Source organism: Luteirhabdus pelagi (genome assembly GCF_016827595.1).
Taxonomy (GTDB): Bacteria; Bacteroidota; Bacteroidia; order Flavobacteriales; family Flavobacteriaceae; genus Luteirhabdus; species Luteirhabdus pelagi.
In genome coordinates this window covers 1-3,717 of sequence record NZ_JAECMS010000013.1, presented here as the reverse complement: position 1 = coordinate 3,717, position 3,717 = coordinate 1, and the positions used below count along the sequence as shown (strand labels likewise).

Genomic DNA, 3,717 nt, shown 5'->3' with positions numbered 1-3,717 from the left:
TTATCGCTTTAAGGTAAAATGTCCCCTGAACTCCCTGGCGTCGCCGTCCTCGGTGTACTCGACCCTGAACCAGTAGTCGCTCGATGGCAGGGGGGCCCCGTTGTAGGTGCCGTCCCAGCCCGCCCCGGTGGGGCTCACCTGCTTGAGGAGCTTGCCGAAGCGGTCAAAGATAAAGATTTTTGCCGTAGGGTCGCCCGCGGCGATCCCTATGATGTTCCAGGTGTCGTGGTACCCGTCCTGGTTCGGGGTGAAGTAGCGCGGGTAGTCGATCACGCCCACGGGGAGCTCCACCTCCCCGCAGCCGTTCCTGTCGCGTATGACCACCAGGTGCTCCCCGGGGGACACCCCCGCGAACACGTTCGATCCCTGGAAGGGGCCCCCGTCAAGGCTGTACTCGTAGTCGCCCAGACCCGTGGCCGTCACCTCCACCACGTGCTCCCCGGCGAACGCGCCGGCGGTGTCCGTGGCCGAGTACTCCTGCGGCGGCGAGGAGGCCACCACCTGCGCCTCGGCCGTGTACTGGCAGCCGCCCTCCAGCTCGGTGACCGTCACCGAGTACGTGCCCGCGGCGACCGCAACGAGCGAGGGGCCCGAGTCGGGCAGCGCCTGCCCGTCAAGCGACCACTCGAAGGAGTAGAGCGACGGGTCGAGGCCCGTGTCGAGCACCGGCGGGGAGGCCCCGCCGAAGTCCTCGGGTATGGGGTTCCCCTGCGCGTCCACGCAGAGCCTGTAGCTCTCCTCCAGGGCCAGGGCCGGGAGCTGGTCCACCTGCAGCAGCACCTGGGAGACCCCGTAGCAGCGCGGCTCCGCGTTGGAGGAGTTCTCCACCCGCACGTACACCACCTGCGGGTTCACCACGTTCTGGTACGAGCCCGGGCTGGCGATCGCCCCCGTGCCCGACTCCGCACCCTCCTGCGTCTCGTGGTAGGTCACCGAGTAGACCGCCGGGTCCTGGCCACCGAGCGCCTCGGCGTCGAGGAGCGTCAGGTCGAACTCCGCCACCCCGTCACTGGGGCCCACGTTGTCGCAGAGCACGTACGGCAGCGGGTCGAAGGCCTCAGCCCCGTCCTGCACCACGAGGGCGAAGGAGAGCACGCCGCCCAGGTAGCACGAGCCGTCGGAGCCGGCCTGTACCTCGACGCCAACCCAGACCTGGTCGGGGTTCGCGCCGTTGGCGTGCGTCGTCTCGTTGACGATCGGGTTCTGCCCCGCCACCGCGTCCGCCTCGGTACGGTAGTAGGTCACCGCATAGGTGCCCGCCCCCGCGTCTAGGCCCGCCAGGATGAAAGGCTCCTGCACCGTCAGGTCGAACAGCGCCACCCCGTCGAAGGGCGCCGCGTCGCACGCCACCAGGTCGTCCAGCTCGGTGGCCGGGTCCGGCAGCCCGTAGACCAACAGCTCCAGCGCCACCACCCCGAAGCAGCCGTTGCCGCCAGGGCGCTCCACCCGGACGTACACGACGTCCGAGAAGGGCTCCTGGTTCTCGTAGGCCGCCGGGTCCGCTATGGCCCCCGTCCCCGCAACGGCCTCCGCCTCGGTCTCGTAAAAGCTGGCCACCAGGTCGGGGTCAACCGTGATGGTGCCCACCGCCGCCGTCAGGTCGAACTCCTCGATCCCGTCGCCCGGGTCCGTGGCGTCGCACGTCTCGAGCGGGGGCGGGTCCATCAGAACCGGGTTGGGCAGCACACGCAGGCGCAGCTCCGTGAAGCCCGGGCAGAGCTCCACGTCGCCGTCCACCACGCGGACGTACACCACCTGCTCGAACGGAACCACGTTCTGGTAGGACACCTCGTCCTCTATGCGGTCCTCGTCCGCCTGCGCATCCGCGAGCGTCTCGTAGAAGCGGACCTCCACGCCCTCGGCGGCGCCGGTGATCTCGCCGGCCCTGGAGGTCAGGTCGAAGACCGTGACCCCGTCGTAGGGCTCGCCAAGGTCGTCGCACTCATCGTACGGAGCGGGGTCCACCACCGTGGGGCCCTGGCTAACCACCAGCCCGAAGGGCACCGTGTCGTAGCAGCCCGAGGCGCCCGCCAGACGCGCCCAGACCGTGCCGCCGCCGCTCACGTAGGAGGAGGGGGCCGCGATCGAGGGCGTCCCCGCGTCGGCCGCCGCCGCCGTCTCGTGGTAGGTCAGCACCAGCCCCGACGGGTCCTGGGACCCGTAGACCGCCGCGTCCTGCACCGTCAGGTCGAAGGCCTCCTGCCCGTCGCCGTCCGTGTCGCACGCCTCAAGGTCGTCCAGCGCGACCGGCGCGACCGGGGAGGCGACCACCACCAGCTCGAGCGGCACCACCGTGTGGCAGCCGCTGTCGTCGGGCGGGATCGCGAACTCCACGCGCGCCCACACCGTCATGCCACCGGCGAAGAGGTTCTGGTAGGGCGAGGAGAGGGCCATCACCCCGGCCCCAGCGTCGGCCAGCGTCTCGTGGTAGGTGACCACCGTGCCGGCCTGGCCGTCCAGGATCTCCGCGTCCCTGTCCGTCAGGACAAAGCCCGCAAAGCCGTCACCGTCCGCGTCGCACGCCTCCAGCGGGGACGGCTCCGCAGGCGAGGGCACCGGCAGCACCACCAGGGTCAGCGTCCCCTGCGCGCGGCAGCCGCCCTGGCCGACCACGTCGAAGTAGACCGTCTGCGGGCTCTCCGGCGTCACCCCGTCCGCGGGGTCGTAGTTCTGCCACGAGGATGGGTCCGCGATCTGCGCCCCCGAGGCCTGGTCGGCCGGGGTCGCGTACCACTCCACCGAGAGCGAGGTGTCACCGGAGGTGATCCCGAACTCCGTGGAGGACAGGTCGAAGGTCGAGATACCGTCAGTGTCCGTGCTCCCCCCCACCTCGTCGTCGCAGAGCTCAAGGTCCGCGGGGGCCGTGGCCGACGGGAGGGCCCCCACGACCAGCTCGAAGGGCGTCACGCGGGCACAGCCCGTCGCGTCGTCCTCCACGCGCACCCACACCGTCTGGCCGGTGCTCGCGAAGGAGGCGTTGGCCGGCGTGCCGATGGCACCCGTCCCGGAGCCAGCGTCCAGCGCCGAGGTGTGGTAGGTCACCGTGTACCCCGCCGGACCCTGCCCGTTCAGCGCGGGGACCGTGTTCACGGTCAGGTCGAAGACCGCCGACCCCCCGCCGTCACCGTCGCAGGAGAAGAGGTCCCCGAAGCCCGGGCCGGGGGACAGCGGCAGCTGGTCCACAACCAGCCCAAGGGCGACCACCGTGTAGCAGCCCGTCGCGCCGTCCTCCACGCGAGCCCACACCGTGTCGCTGAAGGGCGTGTCGTTCTCGTAGGGTACCGCCAGCGCGCCGAGGCCCGCCACCGCGTTGGCCTCCGTGCCGTGGTAGGTCACCACCAGCCCCGTCTCGGGGCCCGTGATCTCCGCGTCCTTCTCCGTCAGGTCGAACTCCGCGAAGCCGTCGTTGTTGTCGTCGCAAACCGCCAGCGGCTCGGGGTCCACCGGCGTCGGGTTGTCCAGCACAACGAGGGTAAGGGTCACCAGCGACCGGCAGCCGAAGGCGTTCTCCACACGCCCCACGACCGTCTGCGGCGTCTCCGCCGCGCCCGTCACCGGGTCAAGGTTCTGCCACGCCGTCGCGTCGGCCACCGGGGCGTCCGCCGCCTCGTCCGCGGGGGTCGCGAACCACTCCACCGAGAGCGAGAGGTCGCCGCCCGTGACGAGCCCGTTGCGGCTCGTCAGGTCGAACGTGCTCACCTGGTCGTCGGGGGCGCT

Annotated in this window: 1 protein-coding gene; it reads right to left on the bottom strand. The window is 70.9% G+C overall.

Going from position 1 to position 3,717, the window contains the following annotated elements; genetic code table 11:
* Positions 1-3,699 carry a T9SS type B sorting domain-containing protein gene (locus I4Q58_RS15745; RefSeq protein ID WP_317194078.1) on the bottom strand — a complete coding sequence of 1,233 codons (3,699 nt, stop codon included), beginning with the start codon at positions 3,697-3,699 and terminating at the stop codon, positions 1-3.
* Positions 3,700-3,717: the final 18 nt, after the last annotated feature.